Below are 22,280 nucleotides of genomic sequence, written 5' to 3'. Positions count from 1 at the left end.
CCAGAACAACGCCGTGTGAGCGTTCGTCGTCAACGATAAGGCCGCGCGGCCAGGCATTTTCGCGCGGGTCAAAGGTAGGAATGAAACCGACTGATATCTCGGCGCCGGATTACTTTCATAAAGTAGTCGATTGCCAATGGGCTTGTCCCGCACACACCCCCGTTCCCGAGTACATCCGGTTGATTGCTGAGGGGCGTTACAGCGACGCCTATATGATCAATTGGAAGTCGAACGTGTTCCCCGGGATTCTCGGGCGCACCTGTGACCGACCCTGCGAGCCCGCGTGTCGTCGCGGCCGGGTCGAGGACAATCCGGTCGCGATCTGCCGCCTGAAGCGCGTCGCCGCCGATTTCAAGGACGACATCAAGCACCGCCTGCCGAAGCCCGGCCCGAAGAACGGCAAGCGCATCGCGCTGGTCGGCGGCGGCCCCGCCTCGCTCGCGGTGGCGCGCGATCTTGCCCCACTCGGCTATCACTGCACCGTGTTCGACGGCGATCCCAAGGCCGGCGGCATGATGCGCAGCCAGATTCCGAAATTCCGTCTGCCCGACAGCGTGATCGACGAGGAGACCGACTACATCCTGGGCCTCGGCGTCGACTTCAAGGGCGGCCAGCGCATCGACAGCCTGAAGCAGCTGCTCGCCGAGAACTATGACGCGATCTTCGTCGGAAGCGGCGCGCCGCGCGGCCGCGAGCTCGACATTCCCGGCCGCAAGGAAGCCGCCGCCAACATCCATATCGGCATCGAGTGGCTGGCCAACGTGTCGTTCGGCCATGTCGACAAGATCGGCCGCCGCGTCATCGTGCTCGGCGGCGGCAACACCGCGATGGATTGCTGCCGCACCGCGCGCCGTCTCGGCGGCGAGAGCGTCAAGGTGGTCGTCCGCTCCGGCTTCGAGGAAATGAAGGCCTCTCCGTGGGAGAAGGAAGACGCCATCCACGAGGACATTCCGATCCTCAACTACATGGTGCCGGTGGCGTTCAAGCATGTGGCCGGCAAGCTGATCGGCGTCACTTTCCAGAAGGTGAAGGCCGAATACGACGCCAAGGGTCGGCGTAACCTGGTGCCGTCGGGCGAGCCGGACGAGACCATCCCCTGCGACGACGTGCTCGTTGCGGTCGGCCAGGAGAACGCGTTCCCCTGGATCGAAGCCGATTGCGGCATCGAATTCGATAAGTGGCACATGCCGAAGGTCGACCCCAAGACGTTCGTCTCGACCAATCCGAAGGTGTTCTTCGGCGGCGACGCGGCGTTCGGGCCGAAGAACATCATTTGGGCGGTGGCGCACGGCCATGACGCCGCGCTGTCCATCCACCGGATGCTGTCCGGCGAGGACATCAACGAGCGCCCGCTGCCCGAAGTGCACGTCTCCTCGCAGAAGATGGGCATCCACGAATGGAGCTATGACAACGACATCTCCGCCGACAAGCGCTTCAAGGTGCCGCATCGCGACAAGGTGGTCGCGCTGAAGGACATCCGCACCGAGGTCGAGCTCGGTTACGACCTCAAGCTCGCGCTCGGCGAGGCGCAGCGCTGCCTGAACTGCGACGTGCAGACGGTGTTTTCCGCGCCGCTGTGCATCGAGTGCGACGCCTGCGTGGACATCTGTCCGATGGACTGCATCACCTTCACCGAGAATGGCGAAGAGGACGACCTGCGGCAGCGCCTGAAGGCGCCCTCGCCGCATCACGACCAGGCGCTCTACGTCTCCGGCGACCTGAAGACCGGCCGCGTCATGGTGAAAGACGAAGACGTCTGCCTGCATTGCGGGCTGTGTGCCGAGCGCTGCCCGACCGGCGCCTGGGACATGCAGAAGTACCTCATCGATATGGTTCAAGCGGGATCAACATGTCAGTCCAAAGCCCGATCAGCAGCGTAAACGACTTCGTCGTCCGCTTCGCCAACGTCAACGGTTCGGGCTCGGCCTCCGCCAACGAACTGTTCGCGCGTTCGATCCTGCGTCACGGCGTGCCGGTGTCGCCGCGCAACATCTTCCCCTCCAACATCCAGGGCTTGCCGACCTGGTATGAGGTGCGCGTCACCGAGGACGGCCATCTCGGCGCCCGTGGCGGCGTCGACATGATGGTGGCGATGAACCCGCAGACCTGGGACAAGGACGTCGCCTCGATCGAGCCCGGCGGCTATCTGTTCTACGATTCGACCAAGCCGATGCCGACGTCGAAATTCCGCGAGGACATCACGGTGATCGGCGTGCCGCTGACCGCGATCACCAACTCGACCTACACCGATCCCAGGCAGCGCCAGCTGTTCAAGAACATCATCTATCTCGGCGCGCTCTGCGCCCTGCTCGACCTCGATCCCAAGCTGGTCGAGCAGCTGATCGGCGAGCAGTACAAGGGCAAAGAGAAGCTGCTCTCCTCCAACGTCCATGCGCTGCATCTCGGCCGCGACTGGGCGCTGCAGAACCTGAAATGCCCGATCGGGCTCCGGGTCAAGAAGTCCGACAAGGTCGGCGACCGCATTTTCGTGGAAGGCAACAGCGCCGCCGCGCTCGGCGCCGTCTATGGCGGCGCGACCGTGTGTGCCTGGTATCCGATCACGCCGTCGTCGTCGGTGGCGGAAGCCTTCACCAGCCACTGCAAGAAGTACCGCCACGATCCCGAGACCGGCAAGGCGAAATACGCCATCGTGCAGGGCGAAGACGAGCTCGCCTCGATCGGCATCGTGATCGGCGCCTCCTGGAACGGCGCGCGGGCTTTCACCGCGACCTCGGGTCCCGGCATCTCGCTGATGACCGAGTTCATCGGCCTGTCCTACTTCGCCGAGATCCCAGCCGTGATCATGAACATCCAGCGAGCCGGGCCTTCCACGGGCATGCCGACCCGCACCCAGCAATGCGACGTGATCGCCTGCGCCTATGCCTCGCACGGCGACACCAAGCACGTGCTGCTGTTCCCGGAAGATCCGGCGGAAGCGTTCGAGTTCGCCGCCGCTTCCTTCGATCTCGCCGAGCGGCTGCAGACCACGATCTTCCTGATGCTCGACCTCGACATCGGAATGAATCACCGGCTGTGCCGCCCGCTGAAATGGGACGATGCCAAGCAATATGACCGCGGCAAGGTGATGACCGCGGAGATGCTCGAGGAAGGCCGCGACTTCGGCCGCTATCTCGACGTCGACGGCGACGGCATCCCCTATCGCACCTATCCCGGCACGCATCCGACCAAGGGCTCCTACTTCACCCGCGGCACCTCGCGCGACCGCTACGCGCGCTATTCCGAGGAAGGCGCGGTTTACGCCGACAACATGCAGCGCCTGGTGCGCAAGTTCGAGACCGCCCAGGACATGGTGCCGCGACCGCTGCAGGCGAACGCGGCAAAGCCGACCAAGTACGGCGTGCTGTATTTCGGCTCGACCTCGCCCGCGATGGACGAGGCGATCGGGATTTTGGAGGCGCGCGGCCATCAGCTCGACCGCATGCGCATTCGCGCCTTCCCGTTCCACTCCAGCGTCGCGAGCTTCATCGCCGATCACGACTTCGTCTACGTGGTCGAACAGAACCGCGACGCCCAGCTCCGTCAACTGATCGTCAACGAGAACGGCATCGACCCGGTGCGGCTGGTGCCGATCCTGCACTATGACGGCACGCCGATCACCGCACGCTTCATCGCAAGCGCGATCGGCGACCACCAGGATCATCTCAAGGTGACCCCTCTCCGCAAGGCCGTGACATGACCTACATTGCAAAACCGAAGTTTCATCACCCCGGCCTGAAGAAGAACGAGCTGGGCTATACTCATCGCGACTACGAGGGGAAGATTTCGACCCTGTGCGCCGGCTGCGGCCATGATTCGATCACCGCCTCGATCATCGAAGCCTGCTACGAGCTCTCGATCGAGCCGCACCGGGTGGCGAAGATATCCGGCATCGGCTGCTCGTCGAAGACGCCAGACTATTTCCTCGGCAATTCGCACGGCTTCAACTCGGTGCATGGCCGCATGCCGTCGGTGCTGACCGGCGCCAACCTCGCCAATCGCGACCTGATCTATCTCGGCGTCTCCGGCGACGGCGATTCCGCATCGATCGGCTTCGGCCAGTTCGCGCATTCGATCCGGCGTGCCGTCAACATGACCTACATCGTCGAGAACAACGGCGTGTACGGCCTGACCAAAGGCCAGTTCTCGGCGACCGCCGACCGCGGCTCGAAATCCAAGAAGGGCGTCACCAACACCGACAATGCGATCGATCTGGTCGCGATCGCGCTGCAACTCGGCGCAACCTTCGTGGCGCGTAGCTTCTCCGGCGACAAGACGCAATTGGTGCCGCTGATTGCGGCGGCGATCCGGCACAAGGGCGCGTCCTTCATCGACGTGATCAGCCCCTGCATCGCCTTCAACAACCACGCCGGCTCGACCAAGAGCTTCGACTATGTCCGCGAGCACAATGACGCGGTGAACCGGCTCGACGTGCTGGTCGGCCGCGAGCCGATCAGCGTCGACTACGCGCCCGGCACCGTGCAGCTCGTCGAGCAGCATGACGGCACGCGGCTCGCGCTGCGCAAGCTCGACGCCGACTACGATCCGCACGATCGGCTCGGCGCAATGACCTTCCTGCAGAAGCACGCGGCCAAGGGCCAGATCGTCACCGGCCTGCTTTACGTCGATCCCGACGCCGAGGACCTGCACACCCATCTCGACACCGTCGAGACGCCGCTCAACACGCTGGACGAGCAGGCGCTCTGCCCCGGCTCGGCCGTGCTGGACAAGATCAACGCCAGCCTGCGCTGACATTCAATTCGGTTTCAAATCGGGCCTCCTGGCACTGCCAAGAGGCCGGATTTCTGTTTGGTACTACTTGTCGCTCAGGACGTCGCCGAACAGCGCCCAGGACTTGCCGTCGAACCGCGCCATCTGGATTTGGCGGATCGGCGTGACATTATCTGGCTCGGTCTGCACCTTGATGCCCGGCAGCAGCATCGGTAGTTCGAGCGGCTTCAGATTGGTCGCCTGCTTGATGATGTTGTCGCGGCTGTAGTCGCCATTGCAGTTCTTCAGCACCGCCGCCATCACCTGCGCGACCGTGTAGCCCTGCACGTTGAATAGGTCGCCCGGGCTGGCATTCGGCTGATACTTCTTCATCCAGGCGGAAAACTCCTGCTGCGCGGGATCGTCGGCCCAACGCGGATCGGTCGGGTCCTTGAGATAGAGCCCGGTCACGACACCGATGACGTTCTCGAGCCCGGCCGGCTCGAGCACCGCGGAGACCGAGTTGGAGACGGTCGGCAGGATGGTGAGCGGCTTCCAGCCCATGCTGGCGGCCTTGCGCAGCGCCTGCGCCGCGAATTTCGGCGTCGCTTCGGCAAAGAACACGTCGGCACCGGACTCGCGCATCGTCACCATCTGGGAATCGATGGTCGGATCGGTCGTGAGGTAGGTGGTCTCCGCAACGATCTGGCCGACATGCTCGCCGAGCCCGTCCTTGAAGCCCCTGAGATAGTCCTTGCCGGCGTCTTCGTTCGGCGTGATGACGGCAATCTTCGCGTCCGGCCTGGTCTTCAGGATGTACTTTGCGTAGAGCCGGCCCTCGAGCTCGTAGGTCGGATTGAAGCCGACGGTCCACGGGAACTGCTTCGGATCGTTCCAGCGCGTCGCGCCTGACGACACGAACAGCTGCGGCACGTGCTTGATGTTCAGGTACTTCTGCACCGAGATGTTCGGCGCGGTGCCGACCGCGCTGAAGATTGCCAGCACCTCGTCCTGCTCGACCAGCTTGCGGGTCTGCTCGACGGTTTTCGACGGCGAATAGGCGTCGTCGAGACTTTCGAAGTCGATCTTGCGCCCGCTGATGCCACCCTGGTCGTTGAGCATCTGGAAGTAGGCGGCTTCGGCGCGTGCGATCGTGCCGTAGGCGGAGGCCGGGCCGCTATACGGTGCGGTGTTTCCGATCTTGATTGCGGAATCGGCTGCAATGGAGAGCGAGATCGTTGATGCCGTCAGCGCGGTAACGGCGAGCAGGCCTGTGAGGCAAGAGCGAGTTGACAAGAGCATATCCTTTTCTTGGTTTTCTTGACGCGGCGCACCTTATCAATCGCGCCCGCGCGCCGGCAATCACCAAGAAAGCCTCGCGAGATTTCCGCGTGCCGGCAGTCACGTTCGCGCACGGAACATGATGCGATTCAAAATCCGGAATGTTGCCGGGATGTTCGCGATGCGAGCCTTCGATAGACACGAAGGTTCATCGTGCAAGACCAGCATTCCGCGCGGCGGTGTGCGCCGCGCTCATGATCGCGAGAGCGTGATCCTCAAGCAGCGACCGCAGCCGCGCGCGGGCTGACGACGTATTCCTTCAGCACCTTGTCGGTGCCATCGACTTCGGTCAGTGCGACGTCGTAGGACCACAGATCGGCGAGATGCTGCAGCACGCGCCGCGTGTCGGTCTCGTTGAGCTGCGCGCCCTTCACGGTGGTGTGACGCAGCATCAGGCGGCGGTCGCCGTCGAGATCGACATCCATGACCTCGATATTGGCGTCGACGAAGCCGACATCGTATTGCCGCGCCAGCTCGCGGCGCACCCGGCGGTAACCACGTTCGTCATGGATCGCATCGACCTTGATCCCCTGGCTTTCCGCGGGGTCGTCGTGCAGATGGAACATGCGGAAGCGCCGGATCAGCGCCGGGCTGAGGAACTGGTTGATGAAACTCTCGTCGCGGTAGTTGCTCCAGATCTCGCGCAGCACGCCCTCGACATCGCCCTTGCCGGCAATGTCGGGGAACCAGTCGCGATCCTCGTTCTCCGGGTTCTTCACGATCCGCTCGATGTCCTGCATCATGGCGAAGCCGAGCGCATAGGGATTGAAGCCGGAATAGCGGCGATCGTCGAACTCGGGCTGGAACACCACATTGGTGTGCGACTGCAGGAATTCGAGGAAATTGCCGTCGGTGAGCCGCCCCTGCTGATGCAGCCGGCTCATGATCCGGTAATGCACGTAGGTCGCGGTGCCCTCGTTCATCACCTTGGTCTGGCCCTGCGGGTAGAAGTACTGCGCGATGTGACGCACGATGCGGATCAGCTCGCGCTGCCAGCCTTGCAGGCGCGGCGCGGTCTTCTCGAGGAAATAGAGGATGTTCTCCTGCGGCAGGCCGAGCAGCGCGCGGCGCCGCTCGGCAGAGAGCGTCGCCTTGCTCTTGGCCTTGGTGTTCGGCACCGTCCGCCACAGATCGTTGAACACGGCCTCCTCGTGCTGCCGGCGCTCGCCGGCGCGCTTCTCCTCGGCACGCAGGTCGAGCGTCTTCTTGCCGGGATAGCGGTCGACGCCATGCGACATCAGCGCATGCGCGGCATCCAGCGTCCGCTCCACCGTCTCGCGGCCGTGGCGGTCCTCGCAGGCCGCGATGTAGCCCTTGGCGAATTCGAGATAATCGAGGATGCCGTCCGCATCGGTCCACTGCTTGAACAGATAGTTGTTCTTGAAGAAGTGATTGTGCCCGAACGCCGCGTGCGCGATCACCAGCGTCTGCATCGTCGCGGTGTTCTCTTCCATCAGATAGGAGATGCACGGCGAGGAGTTGATCACGATTTCATAGGCGAGGCCCATCAGGCCCTTGCGGTAGGAGGCTTCCTGGAAGGCGAACTGCTTGCCGAACGACCAGTGCTTGTAGAACAGCGGCATGCCGACCGAGGAATAGGCGTCGAGCATCTGCTCGGCGGTGATCACCTCGATCTGGTTGGGATAGACGTCGAGCCCGAGCTCCTTGCGGGCGACCTCTTCGCAGGCATCGTGAATCCGCTGCAACGTCTGGAAATCCCAGTCGGCGCCCTCGAACAGCCGTTCGCCAGAAGACCCCATCAACCTATACCCTTTCCTGACTGGTAGAGCGACGCTTGAACAGGTCCTGGAACACCGGGAAGATCTCGCCGCGCTCGCTCACCTTGCGCATCGACAACGGCGCGCCCTCGTTGCGCAGACGCTCATAGAGGGTCCAGAGCGAGGAGTCCGGCATGTCGAAGGTGTAGTTGGCGGCCTCGCCAACCTCGAGATAGGCGAAGAACTGGCAGACCGGCAGGATCTTGTCGGTCAACAGATGCCCGGTCACCCCGCTGTCGGAGGTCATGTTGTCGCCGTCGGAAGCCTGCGCGGCATAGATGTTCCAGTCGGCGGGACGGAAGCGGGTGCGGACGATGTCATTCATCGCAACCAGCGCGCTCGACACCAGCGTGCCGCCGGACGCCGGTCCATGGAAGAACGTATCCTCGTCCACCTCCTCGGCGCGGTCGGTGTGCCGGATGAACACGATCTCGACATGCTTGTAGCGCCGCTTCAGGAAGACGTAGAGCAGCATGTAGAACCGCTTGGCGAGATCCTTCATGTGCTCGGACATCGAGCCCGAGACGTCCATCAGGCAGAACATCACGGCCTGCGCCACCGGCTTGGGCACCGTCTCGAAGCGGCGGTAGCGGATGTCGATCGGATCGATGAAAGGGATCCGCTTGGCCTTGGCCTTCAGTGCTTCGAGCAGCGTGAGCAGCTCGCGGCGGCGCGTCTCGTCCTCGCACTCCGCAAGCTCCGCCTCGAGCGCCTCGATCTCGTCCTTGCGCGGCCGGCGCAGCGCCACGCGGCGCGCCAGGGCCCGGCTCACGGTGCGGCTGATCGAGATGTTGGCGGGCGAGCCCGAGGTCGCATAGCCGGCGCGCTGGATGCCCTCGCTCTCGGTTTCCGCGAGCTTGCGCTTGGCAAGGTCGGGCAATTCGAGGTCGTCGAGGAAGAGGTCGACGAACTCCTCGCGGCTGAGCACGAAGCGGAACGCGTCCTCGCTGTCGCCCTCGCCCGCGCCGGAACCCTTGCCGCCGCTCTGGTTCGGGCGTTGCAGCCAGTCGCCCTCGACGAATTTCTTGTTGCCGGGCAGCACCATGTCACGCGTGCCGCCCTCGCGCCGGAACCGCGGCTCATCCATGCCGTCCAGCGGGATGGTCACCTCGCCGCCCTCCAGGACATCCTTGATGTCCCGGTCCTGCGACGACTTCTTGACGGCTCCCTGCACCAGCGCCTTGGCACGCCGCAGGAAGCGCTGGCGATTCTCCAGGCTCTTGCTACCCGGATTCAACCGCCGATCGACGATATGCATGACCACGTTGCATCTGCCTCACCGGATGCGATCATGACAGTCGCATCGCATTCTTATTGGAAGGGACGTAACGAGACGGAAAGCCGTTACCGGCTTTCCGGATCGCGCATTAGCCGGCCTGCTTGACCCGCATGTACCACTCGACCAGCCGGCGGACCTGGCGCTCGGTGTAACCGCGCTCCACCATCCGCTCGACGAACTCGCCGTGCTTCTTCTCGGTCTCGCCGTCCTTCTTGGAGCCGAACGAGATGACCGGAAGCAAATCCTCGACCTGGGAGAATATCCGCTTCTCGATCACGTCGCGAACCTTTTCGTACGAGGTCCAGCTCGGATTCTTGCCGCCATTGTGCGCCCGCGAACGCAGCGAGAACTTGACGACCTCGTTGCGGAAGTCCTTCGGATTGGCGATGCCGGCCGGCTTCTCGATCTTGGTCAGCTCCTGGTTCAAAAGCTCGCGGTTCATCAATTGGCCGGTGTCGGGATCCTTGAAGTCCTGGTCCTCGATCCAGGCATCGGCGTAGTCGACGTAGCGGTCGAACAGATTCTGGCCGTAGTCGGCGTAGGATTCCAGATAGGCCTTCTGGATCTCGTTGCCGATGAACTCGGCATAGCGCGGCGCGAGGTCGGCCTTGATGAATTCGAGATAGCGTTTCTCGGTCTCGTCAGGCAGCTGCTCGCGGCGGATCGCCTGCTCCAGCACGTACATGAGATGCACGGCGTCGGCGCCGACCTCGGTGGTATCGTGGTTGAAGGTCGAGGCCAGCACCTTGAAGGCAAAGCGGGTCGAGACGCCGTCCATGCCCTCGTCGACCCCGGCCGCGTCCTTGTACTCCTGAACGCTGCGCGCCTTGGGATCGGATTCCTTCAGGCTCTCGCCGTCATAGACGCGCATCTTGCCGAACAGCGTCGAGTTCTCGTGCTTGCGCAGCCGCGACATCACCGAGAAGCGGGCCAGCGTCTCCAGCGTGGCCGGCGCGCACGGCGCGGCGGCAAGTTCGGAGCCCTGGATCAGCTTCTCGTAGATCTTCTGCTCCTCGGTGACCCGCAGGCAGTACGGCACCTTGATGACGCAGATGCGGTCGATGAAAGCCTCGTTGTTCTTGTTGGTCTTGAAGCTCTGCCACTCGGCTTCGTTGGAGTGCGCGAGGATGATGCCGGTGAACGGGATCGCACCGATGTTCTCGGTGCCGATGTAGTTGCCCTCCTGCGTCGCCGTCAGCAGCGGGTGCAGCATCTTGATCGGCGCCTTGAACATTTCGACGAACTCGAGCACGCCCTGGTTGGCGCGGTTGAGGCCGCCGGAATAGCTGTAGGCATCCGGATCGTTCTGGGCGTAGGTCTCGAGCTTGCGGATGTCGACCTTGCCGACCAGCGAGGAGATGTCCTGGTTGTTCTCGTCGCCGGGCTCGGTCTTGGCGACCGCGATCTGGCGCAGCCGGGAGGGCTGGATGCGCGCGACGCGGAATTGCGAGATGTCGCCGCCGAAGGCCTCCAGCCGCTTATAGGCCCAGGGCGACATCAGCCCGCTGAGCCGGCGGCGCGGAATGCCGTACTTCTCCTCGATCATCGGCCCGAGCTGCTCGGGATCGAACAGCCCGAGCGGGCTCTCGAACACCGGCGACAATTCGTCACCCGCCTTCAGCACGTAGATCGGATGGATTTCCATCAGCGCCTTGATGCGCTCGGCGAGCGACGACTTGCCGCCGCCGACCGGTCCGAGCAGATAAAGGATCTGCTTGCGCTCTTCGAGGCCCTGCGCGGCGTGACGGAAGAAGCCGACGAGGCGCTCGATCGTGTCCTCCATGCCGTAGAAGCCGGCGAAGGCCGGATACGACCTGATCGTACGGTTCAAAAAGATACGGCCAAGGCGTGGGTCCTTGGCCGTGTCGATCATCTGGGGCTCACCGATTGCCGCTAATAACCGCTCGGCCGCATTGGCGTATCGCATCGGATCACTTCGACACGACTCCAGATACTCGGCCATCGACATGTCGGTCTGGCTTCGTGCTTCAAACGACCTTGCGAAGGCGTTGAACAAAGAATCGTTGTACATGATCCCTATCTCCACGATATGTATCGCCGCACGACTGACACGAGTCGCAACCAGAGCGTCCTAGGATCGAATCAGCGTCGGCACGCTGGGTCCATTGGACACTCGACCGACTCATTTCGGCAATGCACGGCGCGTGCAGCCTCTGCCTTATCAACAGGCAGGAAGCTTAATGGTTCATCAATATCCCCCGTTGGTAACCTGATTTTAGCGGTTGTAGCCCCTTAGCCACATCCGTGGTTTACCGGGGCCAGGCTTCCGAGACGGACATCCGAGCGGGGCAACTTCCCCGTCCGGCGATGAACGTTAGGCTCCCTGAAAACGTGTGGCTGTCCAGCCTTGGCGTCAAGATGTGCGCGTCACAGATTCGGATGAACAAACATTCAGAAGCCGTTGAACGTGCCTCCTTGTCGCCGCGACTAAGCCAACGAGCCCGCGCAGTTCCACGCGGCACCATTGCCGCGCTGTAAAGATGACAGCTTGGAGACGCCGGCTATTCCCGAGGCGGTCATGAAGCAGACATTCCTCGTTGTCGCACTTGCCGCCGCAGCCTGCGTCGGCGCGGCGTTAACCGTCGAGGCGCAAGAAGGCATCGACAAGGCCAAGGCGGCCGCCTTCGACAACAGGATGTTTGCAGGCCCGCCGGGCGCGAAAGCCTATGCCTGCTTCGTGCGGCGATACGATGCAAATCATCTGGCGCAGCATCCGAAGCAGAAGGTCAGCGCGATGAAGCTCCTCGTCGCCGCCGAAGATGCGCCGGAGGACGGGACTACCAGTTACTCGTTCCGGCTTGGCGTTACCTATCGTCATCGCCCCGGCAATTTCGACTCCAGCGGCTACTGCAACCATGCGATTGCGACCGAATCCGGACACGAAATCCGCTTCGAATGCGGCGTGGATTGTGAAGGCGGCGGTATCAGCGTGGCGTTGTCGAAGGACGATAAGTCCGCGATCGCACGCCTCGCCAGCATCAGGATGTGGAATCGCAACAAGCCCGACGATGAGGCGAGCGAAGAGCTGCTTGCCGGCGCCGATGACAAGATCTTCCGCGTCGATCGGGCGGCTCCAGGCGAATGCGCCGAACTTGTGACCGACCGCAAGGAACTCGCTGCGCTCCGCCACAAGTGATAGGCTCGGCCCGGTCGACAACAATTGCGCGAGGGACGCCATGCAGCGACGCAGCATCCTGTGGGGTACGCTCTCGGCGGTCGGCGCGGCCTTCGCGGCGTCACGGGCGAACGCCGCTACTGAGACTCCACCACCGGCAAAGCTGAGGGTGGCCTACCACCTCGACGACCTCGACAAGGTCAATTTCGTGATCGGCAACATCCAGAACCATCTCGACGGCGTCGGCGGACCCGGCCATGTGACGATCGCGCTCGTGGTGCATGGCCGGGCGCTGAAGGCGTTTCATGCGGCGGCGGCCAATCCCGACCTGTCGAAGCGTGTCGGACAGTTCGCCAAGGATGGCATCGAGCTCGCCGCCTGCGGCAACACCATGAAATCGCAGAACATCACCCTCGCCGACCTGCTCCCGGGCTTCGTCGCCGCCGAGCGCGGCGGCGTGGTCCGGCTCGCCGAGCTGCAATCCGAGGGCTACCTCTACCTGCGGCCCTGACGCGCGCTGCGGCCGTGACGCACAGGCATGCGCCGCACGCGTCATAAAAATGTGCCGAGATCAGGGTCTGCTCCTACCACGCTCCGAGGGGATCGAACTGTTGTGAATGGCGTTATCCCTTGGGAATGCTGATATTCCGCCCGGGCCCCCAGTCATGTTGACAATCCGCCTCCACCCCCGAAAGCTGCCCGGGAACCCAAAAATCGACCCTCGATCGAACGAGAACAGGCACCCATGAACCCCGTCAAAGCACTCGAAAATCACCGCCAGGCCGTCTGGCTGGACTTCCTCGCCCGCGGCTTCGTCGCCAAGGGCGACCTGAAGCGGCTGATCGAGACCGACGGCGTCAAAGGCGTGACGTCCAACCCCTCGATCTTCGAGAAGGCGATCGGCAGCTCGGACGAGTATGACGGGGCGATCGGCCAGGCCCTCAAGAAGGGCGACCGCTCCGTCGCCGACCTGTTCGAGCATCTTGCCGTCGTGGATATCCAGCATGCCGCCGACGTGCTGCGCCCGGTCTACGACCACAGCCATGGCGGCGACGGCTTCGTCAGCCTCGAAGTGTCGCCCTATCTGGCGATGGATACCAAGGGCACGATCGTGGAGGCCGAGCGGCTCTGGAAGGACGTCCATCGCAAGAACCTGATGGTCAAGGTGCCGGCGACGCCGGAGGGTCTGCCGGCGATCGAGTATCTGATCGGCGAAGGCATCAGCATCAACATCACGCTGCTGTTCTCGCAGAAGGTCTATCGGCAGGTCGCGGAGGCCTATCTCAAGGGCCTGGAGAAGTACGTCGCCAAGGGTGGCGATCCTTCCCATGTCGCGAGCGTCGCCAGCTTCTTCGTCAGCCGCATCGATAGCGCCGTCGACAAGCAGCTCGACGAGAAGATCGCGCGCGCCAACGACCCATCCGAGAAGGAGCGGCTCGCGGCGCTGAAGGGCAAGGTCGCGATCGCCAATGCAAAGCTCGCCTACCAGGACTACAAGCGCCTGTTCTCGGGGGCGCGCTGGGACAAGCTCACCGCCAAGGGTGCCAAGCCGCAGCGGCTGCTGTGGGCGTCCACCGGTACCAAGAACAAGGACTATAGCGATGTGCTCTATGTCGAGGAGCTGATCGGCCCCGACACGGTCAACACCGTCCCGCCGGCGACGCTCGACGCCTTCCGCGACCACGGCAAGGTCCGCGACAGCCTCGAGGAGAATGTCGCGGACGCCCGCCACGTGCTGGAGCAGCTGGAGAAGTCCGGCATCTCGCTCGATGCGATCACCGAGGAGCTGGTCAAGGACGGCGTCAAGCTGTTCGCCGACGCGGCCGACAAGCTGTACGGCGCGGTCGCCCACAAGCGCGCGACCTCGCTCGGCGGCGGCATCGACCAGCAGAAGCTGGCGCTCGGCGCCGGCATCGCGAAGGCGGTCGAGAAGAGCACCGAGGACTGGCGCGCCTCCGCCAAGATCCGAAGGCTCTGGCACAAGGACAAGTCGGTCTGGACCGGCGATGACGAGGACAAATGGCTGGGCTGGCTGACCAGCGCCGCTTCCGCCGACGTCGCCGACTACGAGGATTTCGCCAAACGCGTGAAGGGCCAGAACTTCACCGACGCCGTCGTGCTCGGCATGGGCGGATCGAGCCTCGGGCCGGAGGTCCTGGCCCAGACCTTCCCGCACAAGTCCGGCTTCCCGCGGCTGCACGTGCTCGACTCCACCGATCCGGCGCAGGTGCGCGCGATGGAGGAGTATGTCGATATCGCAAAAACGCTGTTCATCGTCTCGTCCAAGTCCGGCGGCACCACCGAGCCGAATGTGATGAAGGACTATTTCTTCGACCGGGTGGCCAAGGCGATCGGCAAGGACAAGGCCGGACATCGTTTCATCGCGGTGACCGATCCCGGCTCGTCGCTGCAGAAGGTCGCGATCAAGCAGGGCTTTGCCCGCATCTTCTACGGCGACCCCGCGATCGGCGGCCGCTATTCCGTGCTGTCGCCGTTCGGCCTGGTGCCGGCAGCGGCCGCGGGCATCGACGTCCGCAGCCTGCTCGGCCATACGCTCGCCATGGTGCGCTCCTGCGGCGCCGACGTGCCGCCGCAGGAAAACCCGGGCGTCCAGCTCGGACTGGCAATGGGCATCGCCGGGCTGGAAGGCCGCGACAAGGTGACGATCTTCGCCTCGCCCGACGTCGCCGATTTCGGCGCCTGGGCCGAGCAGCTGATCGCCGAATCGACCGGCAAGGACGGCAAGGGCCTGATCCCGATCGAGGGCGAGACCATCGGCGATGCTGTGGTCTACGGCAACGACCGCTTCTTCATCGACCTGCGCACCGAGGGCGAGCACGATGCTGCGCATGAGGCCAAGCTCGCTGCGCTCGAGGCCGCCGGCCATCCCGTCGTCCGGATCGTGATGAAGTCGATCGACCATATCGGCCAGGAGTTCTTCCGCTTCGAGATTGCGACCGCGGTCGCAGGCTCGATCCTCGGCATCAACCCGTTCAACCAGCCCGACGTCGAGGCCGCCAAGGTCAAGACCCGCGAGCTGACGGCGGCGTTTGAGAAGACCGGATCGCTGCCGGCCGAGCAGCCGGTGGCGTCGGCGGACGGGATCGAGCTCTACACCGACGCGCAGAACGCCGAGGATCTGCGCAAGGCCGGCGCCAATGGCGACCTCAATTCCTGGATCAAGGCCCACCTGTCGCGCTCCGGCCGCGGCGACTATGTCGCCCTGCTCGCCTATATCGAGCGCGACGGCGACACCATCGACGCCATGCAGGCGATGCGGCTGAAAGTGCGCGACGCAAAGCACCTGGCGACCTGCGCCGAGTTCGGCCCGCGCTTCCTGCACTCGACCGGGCAGGCCTACAAGGGCGGGCCCGACAGCGGCGTGTTCCTGCAGGTCACGACCGACGACAGCCAGGACCTTCCGGTGCCCGGCCAGAAGGCGAGCTTCGGCGTCATCAAGGCGGCGCAGGCGCGCGGCGATTTCGACGTGCTCACCGAGCGCGGCCGGCGGGCGCTGCGGGTGCATCTCAAGGGCGATCTCACCTCCGGGCTTGCGGCACTCGATGCCGCGATCTCGGCCGCACTGAACTGACGGAGGCAGGGATGCAACTCGGCATGATCGGCCTCGGGCGGATGGGCGGCAATATCGTCCGCCGCCTGATGAGCAATGGCCACACCACCGTGGTCTACGACAAGGATCCGAAGGCGGTCGCGGCGCTGGTCGCCGACAACGCCGCCGGCGCCTCGTCGCTGGAGGATTTCGTCCTCAAGCTGGAAGCGCCGCGCACCGCCTGGGTGATGCTGCCGGCCGGCAAGATCACCGAAGCCACCATCGAGGCGCTGTCGAAGCTGATGCAGCCGGGCGACGTCATCATCGACGGCGGCAACACCTTCTGGCAGGACGACGTCCGCCGCGGCAAGGCACTCCGGGAGCGTGGGCTGCATTACGTCGATGTCGGCACCAGCGGCGGCATCTGGGGCATCGAGCGCGGCTACTGCATGATGATCGGCGGCGACAAGAAGGTGGTCGACCGGCTCGACCCGATCTTCAAGACGCTGGCGCCGGGCATCGGCGACATCCCGCGCACCTCCGGCCGCGAGGGCCGGGATCCGCGCATCGAACAGGGCTACATCCACGCCGGTCCTGTTGGTGCCGGGCATTTCGTCAAGATGATCCACAACGGCATCGAATACGGTCTGATGCAGGCCTATGCCGAGGGCTTCGACATCCTGAAGAACGCCAATATCGAGGCGCTGCCGCCGGAGCATCGCTTCGATCTCGACATCGCCGACATCGCCGAAGTGTGGCGGCGCGGGAGCGTGATCCCATCCTGGCTGCTCGACCTCACGGCCTCGGCGCTGGCGCAGAACCACACGCTCGACAATTATTCCGGCTTCGTCGAGGATTCCGGCGAAGGCCGCTGGACCGTCAACGCGGCGGTCGACGAGGCAGTGCCGGCGGAGGTGCTGACGGCCGCGCTCTACACCCGCTTCCGCTCGCGCAAGGATCACACATTCGCCGAGAAGATCCTCTCGGCGATGCGCGCAGGTTTTGGCGGCCACAAGGAGCCGCCGAAGAAGGCTTGAATTGAACGCGGAAGGTCACGTGCAGAAGAAACCCGATCCTTGCTCCTTCATCATTTTCGGCGCCACCGGTGATCTGACGCACCGGCTGGTGGTCCCGGCGCTCTACAATCTCGCCGCCGGCAACCTGCTGCCGGAGAAATTCTGCGTTGTCGGCATCGTCCGCAAGGGCATGTCGAACGAGCAGCTGACCGACAGCCTGATGCAGGGGCTGCGCAAGTTCGCCACCCGCCCGGTCGACGAGACGATCGCGAAACGGCTGTTCGAATGCGTCACCGCGATCGAGGCCGATCCGAGGGATCCGTCGTCCTTTGACGCCATGAACGAACGGCTCGACAAGCTCGAGACGGCGCGCGGCACCGGCGGCAACCGGCTGTTCTATCTCGCGACCCCGCCGAGCGCCTTCCTGCCGATCAGCGAGCAGCTCGGGCGCACCGGCATGCTGGAGGAGAACGGCGCCTGGCGGCGGCTGATCATCGAAAAGCCGTTCGGCACCGATCTGGCGTCGGCCAGGGCGCTAAACGCCGCCCTGCTGAAGCTGATGGACGAGCACCAGATCTACCGGATCGACCATTACCTCGGCAAGGAAACCGTCCAGAACATCCTGGTGCTGCGCTTTGCCAACGGCATGTTCGAGCCGATCTGGAATCGCAACCACATCGACCACGTCCAGATCACCGTCGACGAGAAGCTCGGCGTCGGCCACCGCGGCAGCTTCTACGACGCCACCGGCGCGCTGCGCGACATGGTGCCGAACCATCTGTTCCAGCTGCTGTCGCTGGTGACGATGGAGCCGCCGGCGCGGTTCGACGCGCATGCGGTGCGCTCCGAGAAGGCCGAGGTCCTGAGCGCGATCCAGATCCAGAGCGCGCAGGAGGCGCTGTCCAACTCGGTGCGCGGCCAGTATCGCGGCGGCCGGATCGGCGACGCCGAGATCGAGGACTATCTCAAGACACCGGATGTCAGGCCGGACAGCTCGACCGAGACCTATGCCGCGCTGAAGCTGACCATCGACAATTGGCGCTGGGCCGGCGTGCCGTTCTATTTGCGCACCGGCAAGGCGCTGGCGACCAAGCGCACCGAGATCGCGATCAAGTTCAAGCAGGCGCCGTTCGCGATGTTCCGAGACACCGCGGTCGACCGCCTGTCGCAGAATTACCTCGTCATCTCCACCGAGCCGACCGAAGGCATCGAGCTGCAATTCAACACCAAGGTGCCTGGCCCGGCCATCGACATCGACGGCGTCGAGATGAAGTTCCGCTACAAGGACTACTTCAAGGCCGAGCCGTCGACCGGCTACGAGACGCTGATCTATGACTGCATGATCGGCGACAATTTACTGTTCCAGCGCGCCGATAGCGTCGAGGCCGGATGGCAGGCGGTGCAGCCCTTCATCGACGCCTGGAAGAGCGCCGGCGGGCGCGGCCTGCAGCCCTACAAGGCCGGCAGCGAGGGCCCCGAGGCGGCCAACGCGCTGCTGACCCGCGATGGCCGCAGCTGGCGGAAGCTCAGCTGAGATGACCACGCCCGGCGAGCGCAGGATCATCACGGTCGCCGATCCAGCGGCACTGGCGAAGACGGCCGCCGAGCGGGTGCTCGCCAGGTTCGATCAGAACAGCGGCCGGATCGCGGTCTGCCTCACCGGCGGCTCCAGCCCCAAGGCGCTCTACCAGCTGCTGGCGACGCCGGATTATCGCGCGAGGATTCCGTGGGACCGCGTCGACTGGTTCATCGGCGACGAGCGCCTGGTGCCACGCAAAGACAAGCTGCACAATATGAGCATGGCGCGCCAGGCCTTCCTCGACCGCTGCGCTCCGGCCGCCAACGTCCACCCGATCGCAACCGACACCGCCGATCTCAGGGATCCCGACATCAGCGCGGCGCTCTATGAGAACGAGCTGATGGCGTTCTATGGCGCCGAGCAGCTCGATCCGAAGCGGCCGCTGTTCGACCTCGTGCTGATGGGCATCGGACCCGATGGCCATACCGCCTCGTTGTTTCCGGGCTATCCCGCGGTCGAGGAGACGCAGCGCTGGGTGGTCGGGGTCCCGAAGGCCAACGTCGAACCGTTCGTGCCGCGGGTGTCGCTGACCCTGCCCGCGCTCGCCTCCTGCCGCGAGATGCTGTTCGAGGTGGCAGGCGAAACTAAGCGCGCGATCTTGACGCGCCTGTTCGCAGGCGAGAACCTGCCGGCAAACCGCGCGCGATCGCTGGGCGAAACCGTCTGGCTGATCGATCAGGCTGCGCTGCCGGAGGATTCTGTTTGATGATTTGTTTGGGTGACTTTCTTGGGTGACGGGCAAAACCCCTGCGCGCTGGTCGTGATGGGCGTCTCCGGCTCGGGCAAGAGCACCATCGCCGACCGCCTCGCGATCAGGATCGGCTGGCGCTTCGAGGACGGCGACAGCTTCCACCCGCCAAGCAATGTCGCGAAGATGCATTCCGGCCAGCCGCTCACCGACGAGGATCGCTGGCCCTGGCTGCGCGCGATCGCCGCCGAGATCGACCGTACCTGCGGCGTCCGCGAACCCGCCGTGATCGCCTGCTCCGCCCTGAAGCGCAGCTATCGCGACATCCTGGTGCATGGCCGCGACGATATCCGCCTCGTCTTCCTCGACGGCACGCAGGAGCTGATCGCGACGCGGCTGGCCGCGCGCAAGGACCATTTCATGCCGCCGGGCTTGCTCGCCAGCCAGTTCAAGACGCTGGAGCCGCCGACGCCGGACGAGCGCCCGATCACGGTTGCGATCGACCGTTCGGTCGACACCATCGTCGCAGACATCGTCAATCAACTGAAGCTGGACCGCTCATGACCCGCATCGCCCTTGTCGTGTCCGATGTCGACGGCACGCTGCTCACCAAGGACAAGACCTTGACCGGCGGCGCCAGGGCGGCCGTGCGCAGGCTGCATGAGGCCGGCATCGGCTTCACCATCGTCTCCAGCCGGCCGACCATCGGGATGGGCTTCCTGGTCGCGCCGCTCGCGATCGCGCTGCCGATTGGCGCCTTCAACGGCTCCTCGATCGTCGATCCGCAATTGAAGCCGCTCGAACAGCATCTGATCCCGCCGGCCATCGCCAGGCGCTGCATCGAGCTGCTCCGTGAGCGCGGCATCGACATCTGGCTGTTCACCAACGACCGCTGGCTGACCCGAAATCCCGACGGCGAATATACCGCGCACGAGCAGCGCACGATCAAGCATGATCCGACCATCGTCGACGATTTCACGCCCTATCTCGACCAGGCTTGCAAGATCGTCGGCGCGAGCTCGGATGCGCCCCTGCTGCAGCGCTGCGAGGCGGAGATGCAGCAGATGGTCGGCCAGGATGCCACCGCGGTCCGCTCGCAAACCTACTATCTCGACGTCACCCCGCCCGGCCACGACAAGGGTACCTTCGTCGAGGGTATCGCGAAACGTCTTGGCGTGTCGCTCGAGAATGTCGCCACGATCGGCGACATGCAGAACGATCTGCCGATGTTCGCGCGAAGCGGCGTCTCGTTCGCGATGGGCAACGCCAGCGACGACGTGAAGGCCCGCGCCACGCATGTCACCGAGACCAACGAGCGCGACGGTTTCGCGCGCGCGATGGACATGTTGCTGCAGCTCCACTGAAGCAGCGCCCCCCAGGATGCCCTGATCAGGTCGACCGCTGGACCGCCGGCTTCTCGGCGTCGGCCCTGGCGGCACTGAGATTGTGCGCGGTATTGATCAGCGCGATATGGGTCAGCGCCTGCGGGAAGTTGCCGGTCTGCCGGCCGGCGCCGGGGTCGAACTCCTCCGCCAGCAGCCCGAGATCGTTGGCGACCGCCACGACGCGGTCGAACATGGTCTGTGCCTTGTCGACGTCCCCCGCCAGCACATAGGCATCGGCGAGCCATAGGCTGCAGGCCAGGAATGCGCCCTCGATCGGCTGGACTTCGTCGGACACCTCGCGCGGATCGTGCCGCAGCACGAAGCCGTCGCGCATCATGTGGCGTTCGACCGCCGCGATCGTGCCACGGATGCGTGGATCGTCCGGCGGCAGGAAGCCGACCGACGGCAGCAGCAGCAGGCTGGCGTCGAGCAGCTTCGAGCCGTAGCTCTCGACGAAGCTGTCGAGATCAGGATCGAAGCCACGCCGGCAGACCTCGCGATGGATCGCCTCGCGCAGCACCCGCCATTTGACCAGCGGCCCCTTGAAACCGAACCGCTCCGCGCTCTTGATCGCGCGGTCGAAGGCGACCCAACACATCACCTTGGAGAACACATAGTGTCTCGGAGTGCCGCGCCGCTCCCAGATACCATGATCCGGCTGGTCCCACACCTCGGCGAGATGGCTGACGACGGTGCACTCGAGCGACCAGCTTTCCTTGTCGAGATTCAACTTCGCCATGCGGGACTGATGGAACGCGTCGATCAGCTCGCCATAGACATCGAGTTGAAGCTGCGCATGCGCGGCGTTGCCGATGCGGACCGGCTGTGCCCCCTCATAGCCGGACAGCCATCCGGCCTCCCATTCCAGGAGGCGCCGCTGGCCCAGGATGCCGTACATGATCTGCATGTTGGCCGGCGCGCCGGCCGCGGCCCGCAGCAGCCAATTGTGCCAAGCCGCCGCTTCCTCGGTGTAGCCCGAATTCATCAGAGCCAGCATCGTGAAGGTGGCGTCGCGCAGCCAGCAGAACCGGTAGTCCCAGTTGCGCGCGCCGCCGAGCTTCTCCGGCAACGAGGTGGTCGGTGCCGCGACGATGCCGCCGGTCGGCCTGAAGGTCAGCGCCTTCAGCGTGATGAGCGAACGCATCACGAGATCGCGCTGAAGGCTGCCGTCATAGGTCGAACGGCTGCACCATTCCTTCCAGTAGTCCTCGGTATCCTTTAGCGCCGCCTCCGGATCGATCGGCTCCGGCAGCTGCTGAAAGGACGCGCCATAGGTCATGACGAACGGCACGGTATCGCCCTCGCCTACCTCGAAATCAGCGATCGTGGTTAGGTCCTTGCCCGATGTCCTAACCGGCGTGCGCAGCACGGTCATGTCCTGCCCGCTGATCGCCAGCAGCCCCTCGCCGTCCGGGTTCTTCTTCACCCAGGGGACATCGACCCCGAAGCCGAAGCGGATCACCAGCTCCATGTGCATCTTGACTCGGCCGCTGATGCCTCGAACCAAGCGAACCACGTCGGAGGCATTGCCGCGCGGCGGCATGAAGTCGATCAGCGCGACAACGCCGCCCTCGGTCTCGAACCGCGTCTCCAGGATCAACGTATCGTCCCAATAACGCCGCGAGATCTGCCTGATCTCGCCAGTGGGCGCCAGCAGCCAGCGGCCATTTCGCGACGTGCCGAGCAGCGCAGCGAAGCAGGCGTCGGAGTCGAATCCCGGCCAGCACAGCCAGTCAATCGAGCCGTCACGGCCGACCAGCGCCGCGGTCTCGCAGTCGCCGATCAGTCCATAGTCTTCGATGCGAGAGGCCACGCGCCGTG

16 protein-coding genes are annotated in these 22,280 nt (G+C 64.4%); 11 read left to right on the top strand and 5 right to left on the bottom strand.

The genetic code is table 11. From position 1 onward, the window contains the following. The first annotated feature begins 80 nt into the window (after positions 1–80). The 3 genes from AKN83_RS15115 to AKN83_RS15105 are packed head-to-tail and all read left to right on the top strand — an operon-like array spanning position 81 to position 4,749. Positions 81–1,880 carry an FAD-dependent oxidoreductase gene (locus AKN83_RS15115; RefSeq protein ID WP_050402095.1) on the top strand — a complete coding sequence of 600 codons (1,800 nt, stop codon included), beginning with the start codon at positions 81–83 and terminating at the stop codon, positions 1,878–1,880. After that, the gene (locus AKN83_RS15110; RefSeq protein ID WP_050402094.1) at positions 1,850–3,697 is read left to right on the top strand and encodes a 2-oxoacid:acceptor oxidoreductase subunit alpha; all 1,848 of its coding nucleotides are present in this window, start codon (positions 1,850–1,852) and stop codon (positions 3,695–3,697) included. The genes AKN83_RS15115 and AKN83_RS15110 overlap by 31 nt, the downstream gene beginning before the upstream one ends. Continuing rightward, the gene (locus AKN83_RS15105; protein ID WP_050402093.1) at positions 3,694–4,749 is read left to right on the top strand and encodes a 2-oxoacid:ferredoxin oxidoreductase subunit beta; all 1,056 of its coding nucleotides are present in this window, start codon (positions 3,694–3,696) and stop codon (positions 4,747–4,749) included. Before AKN83_RS15110 ends, AKN83_RS15105 begins: the two co-directional genes overlap by 4 nt. Positions 4,750–4,812: 63 nt before the next feature. On the opposite strand, the gene AKN83_RS15100 is transcribed toward AKN83_RS15105, so the two are convergent. The 4 genes from AKN83_RS15100 to AKN83_RS15085 form a co-directional block, all read right to left on the bottom strand. After that, entirely contained in the window at positions 4,813–6,009 is a 1,197-nt protein-coding gene (locus AKN83_RS15100; RefSeq protein ID WP_172803557.1) for an ABC transporter substrate-binding protein, read from the bottom strand. 254 nt (positions 6,010–6,263) lie between these two features. Then, positions 6,264–7,808 (bottom strand): SpoVR family protein, encoded by a 1,545-nt coding sequence (locus AKN83_RS15095; protein WP_050402092.1) that lies wholly within the window; start codon positions 7,806–7,808, stop codon positions 6,264–6,266. Positions 7,809–7,812: 4 nt separating this feature from the next. Beyond that, positions 7,813–9,084: a YeaH/YhbH family protein gene (locus AKN83_RS15090; protein WP_050402091.1), complete on the bottom strand. Its 1,272-nt coding sequence runs from the start codon at positions 9,082–9,084 to the stop codon at positions 7,813–7,815. Positions 9,085–9,193: 109 nt separating this feature from the next. Continuing rightward, positions 9,194–11,137 carry a PrkA family serine protein kinase gene (locus AKN83_RS15085; RefSeq protein WP_050402090.1) on the bottom strand — a complete coding sequence of 648 codons (1,944 nt, stop codon included), beginning with the start codon at positions 11,135–11,137 and terminating at the stop codon, positions 9,194–9,196. Positions 11,138–11,644: 507 nt separating this feature from the next. Here AKN83_RS15085 and AKN83_RS15080 point away from each other — a divergent pair. The 8 genes from AKN83_RS15080 to AKN83_RS15045 all read left to right on the top strand — a co-directional run bounded on the left by AKN83_RS15080 (position 11,645) and on the right by AKN83_RS15045 (position 20,438). Next, a complete protein-coding gene (locus AKN83_RS15080; RefSeq protein ID WP_050402089.1) occupies positions 11,645–12,262 on the top strand; it encodes a hypothetical protein in 618 nt (205 codons plus the stop codon). Positions 12,263–12,302: 40 nt separating this feature from the next. Then, positions 12,303–12,752, top strand: coding sequence for a DsrE family protein (locus tag AKN83_RS15075; RefSeq protein ID WP_050402088.1), 450 nt, complete (start codon positions 12,303–12,305; stop codon positions 12,750–12,752). Between the two features lie 234 nt (positions 12,753–12,986). Next, positions 12,987–15,833 carry a bifunctional transaldolase/phosoglucose isomerase gene (locus tag AKN83_RS15070; protein ID WP_050402087.1) on the top strand — a complete coding sequence of 949 codons (2,847 nt, stop codon included), beginning with the start codon at positions 12,987–12,989 and terminating at the stop codon, positions 15,831–15,833. Between the two features lie 11 nt (positions 15,834–15,844). Beyond that, positions 15,845–16,828, top strand: a complete 984-nt coding sequence (gnd, locus tag AKN83_RS15065) for a phosphogluconate dehydrogenase (NAD(+)-dependent, decarboxylating) (protein ID WP_050402086.1) — start codon at positions 15,845–15,847, stop codon at positions 16,826–16,828. Between the two features lie 19 nt (positions 16,829–16,847). Continuing rightward, positions 16,848–18,341 carry a glucose-6-phosphate dehydrogenase gene (gene zwf / locus AKN83_RS15060; protein WP_172803556.1) on the top strand — a complete coding sequence of 498 codons (1,494 nt, stop codon included), beginning with the start codon at positions 16,848–16,850 and terminating at the stop codon, positions 18,339–18,341. Between the two features lies 1 nt (position 18,342). Beyond that, positions 18,343–19,092, top strand: coding sequence for a 6-phosphogluconolactonase (gene pgl / locus AKN83_RS41200; RefSeq protein ID WP_050402084.1), 750 nt, complete (start codon positions 18,343–18,345; stop codon positions 19,090–19,092). A 57-nt stretch (positions 19,093–19,149) separates the two neighbouring features. Next, the gene (locus tag AKN83_RS41195) at positions 19,150–19,638 is read left to right on the top strand and encodes a gluconokinase (protein WP_050402083.1); all 489 of its coding nucleotides are present in this window, start codon (positions 19,150–19,152) and stop codon (positions 19,636–19,638) included. Next, the gene (locus AKN83_RS15045) at positions 19,635–20,438 is read left to right on the top strand and encodes a Cof-type HAD-IIB family hydrolase (RefSeq protein ID WP_050402082.1); all 804 of its coding nucleotides are present in this window, start codon (positions 19,635–19,637) and stop codon (positions 20,436–20,438) included. The genes AKN83_RS41195 and AKN83_RS15045 overlap by 4 nt, the downstream gene beginning before the upstream one ends. 25 nt (positions 20,439–20,463) lie before the next feature. Here the strand turns inward: AKN83_RS15045 and AKN83_RS15040 are convergent, their stop codons facing one another. Beyond that, positions 20,464–22,272, bottom strand: coding sequence for a glycoside hydrolase family 15 protein (locus AKN83_RS15040; protein ID WP_050402081.1), 1,809 nt, complete (start codon positions 22,270–22,272; stop codon positions 20,464–20,466). Between the last annotated feature and the right edge of the window lie 8 nt (positions 22,273–22,280).

Source organism: Bradyrhizobium embrapense (genome assembly GCF_001189235.2).
GTDB classification, from domain to species: domain Bacteria; phylum Pseudomonadota; class Alphaproteobacteria; order Rhizobiales; family Xanthobacteraceae; genus Bradyrhizobium; species Bradyrhizobium embrapense.
This window is presented reverse-complemented; position numbering and strand designations above follow the sequence as displayed.

What these genes read in the sequence shown, in the direction of transcription:
- pgl (WP_050402084.1), top strand. Translation starts at nt 18,343, where the DNA reads ATGACCACGCCCGGCGAGCGCAGGATCATCACGGTCGCCGATCCAGCG.
- AKN83_RS15095 (WP_050402092.1), bottom strand. Translation starts at nt 7,808, where the DNA reads ATGGGGTCTTCTGGCGAACGGCTGTTCGAGGGCGCCGACTGGGATTTC.
- AKN83_RS15070 (WP_050402087.1), top strand. Translation starts at nt 12,987, where the DNA reads ATGAACCCCGTCAAAGCACTCGAAAATCACCGCCAGGCCGTCTGGCTG.
- AKN83_RS15100 (WP_172803557.1), bottom strand. Translation starts at nt 6,009, where the DNA reads ATGCTCTTGTCAACTCGCTCTTGCCTCACAGGCCTGCTCGCCGTTACC.
- AKN83_RS15105 (WP_050402093.1), top strand. Translation starts at nt 3,694, where the DNA reads ATGACCTACATTGCAAAACCGAAGTTTCATCACCCCGGCCTGAAGAAG.
- AKN83_RS15045 (WP_050402082.1), top strand. Translation starts at nt 19,635, where the DNA reads ATGACCCGCATCGCCCTTGTCGTGTCCGATGTCGACGGCACGCTGCTC.
- AKN83_RS15085 (WP_050402090.1), bottom strand. Translation starts at nt 11,137, where the DNA reads ATGTACAACGATTCTTTGTTCAACGCCTTCGCAAGGTCGTTTGAAGCA.
- AKN83_RS15075 (WP_050402088.1), top strand. Translation starts at nt 12,303, where the DNA reads ATGCAGCGACGCAGCATCCTGTGGGGTACGCTCTCGGCGGTCGGCGCG.
- AKN83_RS15115 (WP_050402095.1), top strand. Translation starts at nt 81, where the DNA reads ATGAAACCGACTGATATCTCGGCGCCGGATTACTTTCATAAAGTAGTC.
- AKN83_RS15090 (WP_050402091.1), bottom strand. Translation starts at nt 9,084, where the DNA reads ATGCATATCGTCGATCGGCGGTTGAATCCGGGTAGCAAGAGCCTGGAG.
- AKN83_RS15080 (WP_050402089.1), top strand. Translation starts at nt 11,645, where the DNA reads ATGAAGCAGACATTCCTCGTTGTCGCACTTGCCGCCGCAGCCTGCGTC.
- AKN83_RS15110 (WP_050402094.1), top strand. Translation starts at nt 1,850, where the DNA reads ATGTCAGTCCAAAGCCCGATCAGCAGCGTAAACGACTTCGTCGTCCGC.
- AKN83_RS41195 (WP_050402083.1), top strand. Translation starts at nt 19,150, where the DNA reads ATGGGCGTCTCCGGCTCGGGCAAGAGCACCATCGCCGACCGCCTCGCG.
- gnd (WP_050402086.1), top strand. Translation starts at nt 15,845, where the DNA reads ATGCAACTCGGCATGATCGGCCTCGGGCGGATGGGCGGCAATATCGTC.